This is a genomic window from Microvirga massiliensis, from assembly GCF_001006805.1.
GTDB lineage: Bacteria > Pseudomonadota > Alphaproteobacteria > Rhizobiales > Beijerinckiaceae > Microvirga > Microvirga massiliensis.
The window spans coordinates 95,224-98,029 of the sequence record NZ_LN811369.1; the positions used below are offsets into that span (position 1 = coordinate 95,224).

The 2,806-nt window shown below is 60.2% G+C and carries 1 protein-coding gene and 2 pseudogenes; 1 reads left to right on the forward strand and 2 read right to left on the reverse strand.

The annotated features are described in order from the left end of the window. A pseudogene (locus BN1233_RS48875) lies at positions 1-211 on the forward strand (hypothetical protein); the annotation flags it as partial. Between the two features lie 187 nt (positions 212-398). Here the strand turns inward: BN1233_RS48875 and BN1233_RS38525 are convergent. After that, the gene (locus BN1233_RS38525) at positions 399-1,934 is read right to left on the reverse strand and encodes a lipopolysaccharide biosynthesis protein (protein WP_147707781.1); all 1,536 of its coding nucleotides are present in this window, start codon (positions 1,932-1,934) and stop codon (positions 399-401) included. Positions 1,935-2,467: 533 nt separating this feature from the next. After that, positions 2,468-2,806, reverse strand: a pseudogene (locus BN1233_RS45560) (transposase); the annotation flags it as partial.

Sequence of the window (2,806 nt, forward strand, 5' to 3'; positions counted from 1 at the left end):
AAACCGGTCCTGTGGGCGTTCTCAAACCTTGTTGTACAACGAGCAGCGTCCCCATTCGGCGCTCGGCTATCGAACCCCGCTGGCCTATGCCGCCCAACTCACCGCAACGGGGGATCGGCGGAGCAACCCCGACCAGCTCCGCCAATCCTCCGTTGCTCCCCCGGCGCACACACGCCACTCTCACCCCGGGACTCTGACCAAAGCTGGATGAACAAAAGGAGTCAGGTCACGGAGCCTGACGGGATCGTGATCGATGCCACACACCTGAAGTCTCACCGGACCGCGGCAAGCTTGCTCAAAGAGGAGATGCTCCCGCCGAATCGGGCCCGGTGGCCGTTTGGAGCTGCATTCAAGTCGAGTAGCAGCAGTGCCGCGACTACGGGCTTATCTCAGCCAAACTACAGACGCTTCATCAGCGGAGAGATGATCTTTCGTAGTTTTGGAGGGAGGACTGGAACGAACTCTTCCAATATCTGGGATGTGTAGCGGGGTGCCAGCGTGAGAAGGAGTGCGACGTAGAGCACGCTCCCGAGCGCCACGGAGATCAGCAGACGCACTAGAGGCACGACATCGTCCAGCACGAATATGCGTACGCCGATTACACCGAGAGCCATGAGGCCAGCCGCGATGCCAGGGCCCAGCACGGCAGTTGCAGTCCTTTTCATGGATAGACCGATTCCCTCGCGGAGCATGAGCAATGCGATTGGTGAGGTCAGATGCGCGCGGAAGGTTAAGCCGGCGGCAACCGCGACCACGCCAAACGGCACGGTTATCAGGATTACGAGAGCGTTGGATACAAAATGTGCGAAGTTCGAGACGACGATCAGCCGTGTCTTTCCAACTGCCGTGAGTGCCGGAGCAACAAAGTACGTCAGAGTTGCCGGCGCCACCATGAGCGCCAGAGCTGTCATGACAGCGGCACTCGACGCCCATTTTTCGCCGAAGCAAACGGCTACGAAATCGGGGGCGACTGTGGCCGCACCCAAAAATGTGGGAAACGACACCAGAGCAGTTGCGCTGGTCAGCCGAAGGTAAGCCTCCCCTACGGCGGCTTTGGGCAGCCGCGACAGAGCGGACAGAGCCGTGGTCTGAAGAGGCCAGATGGTAATCGCAATCAGAAACTGAAGGCCGCGGAAGCCGACACGATAGATCGCGAGCGCAGTAGGCCCAAGGACAAATCCAACCGCGAGTTCCGGAATGCGCTTTGTGATCTCGCCGAATGCTCTTGCTGTGAGTAGGGCGCCGCCAAATCGCAAGAGATGTTGCAACTCATTCTTAGAGAACACAAAGCGAGGCCGCCATACCACAGACCTCCAGATGACATAGGTATTGAGTGTGGCGGAGACTAAGTGGTTCGCCACGAGCGCCCACACTCCGAAACCCTGTAGCGCCAATGCTATCCCGGCAACTCCGGCGGAGAAATTGGCACTGAGGGTGCGGAGTGCGAGTGCCTTGTACCCGAATTCGCGCCGGAGCTTAGCCTCGTGGATCGCTCGAGCACCATCAATGATGAGGCCTACGGCCAGCGCAATGAAAACTGCTCCGAGCACTGGCGACTCAGCGAGAATGATCAGGGCGCCGGTGACAGACAATCCCAGTGCGATGATCGTCGACGCGGCGAGAGTCGCCCAGAATGCGGTCGACGCAGTGGTATCGTCCCACTGTTCCCGCTGAATGAGAGCTTCAGGAATGCCAGCGGTCATAAGACCCCGTGCAAGTTCCATAAATACCGCAGCGAAAGCGACAATCCCGAATTCCGCCGGCTGGAGCAGACGCGCCAGAATGGAGAACGCGACGAAGTTAGAGAGCACCGAGGTTAACTTGGTTGCCACCGACCAGAGGGAACTGGCGAACAGCTTCTTACGTATGTTCATTCGGTGTCTCGGAGCGGCTGTGCTGCCGCTGGTGGAGTTCTCATCTAACGGTTTGCGCACGTTAGCAAACTAGAGATCTTAGGTTTCCGTAAGGCCTCGGGTGGGAAGTCCGCAGAAATTGGCCGGAGGCAGCAGGCACCGGCGGATTGTATCGCCGCATTGCTGTCGCTGTCTGCACCGACGCAGGGCCTGCCGATGGCGCCTATTGGCTGAGCCGCACCTCACGGGTCAACGGCGGTGGATGGTAAGTACACCATGGATAGGCTGTCTAAATTAGACAGGGTGCCGAGCACCCAGCTCGCGGGTGACGATTCGACCGGGGAAGAGTAACAAGCAATACTAAGAGTCCTCTCTGATTGGGGTCGTTGAGGTCAAGCTGCTCCTGATCTTTCTGGGCCGGATTAATCGCTCCTGTGGGTCACGCGCTTTCGCATGATGGGGTCAGGAGAGCAAGGCGTCTCAATCTGTTTCACGACCTTGCGGGCTTCCGCCCGCAGGCTCTGGACTCTCAACGAGATCGCCTGGCCCTGCGTCCCCACAGGAACGATCCGGTTCACCCTTCCGGGCGGGTTCGTGGTCTTGGGTCCTCCGTTTCAGGCCGCCGCGAGGCCACCATGCGCACCGGGCTCCTTGCCGAAGCGGAACTCGGGTGCGTCGCTCCACATGCGATGCAGGATGACGGCCAGTTTACGGGCCACCGCGACGCGAGCCCGGGCTATGCCGCGGTGCTGGGCAATCTTCATGCCCAGGCCCGCAGGCTCGATCATTTGCGGCTGCGCACCAGCAGCGTGTGTGCCGCCTCGTAGAGCGCGGTGCGGGCGAGTTCGTCGCCGCATCGGCTGACCTTGCCTTGGATGTCGGTCTCGCCCGACTGATAGCGCGCCGGAGTCAAGCCGAGATGCGCGCCCACGTCTCTCGACCGCCGGAAGCGT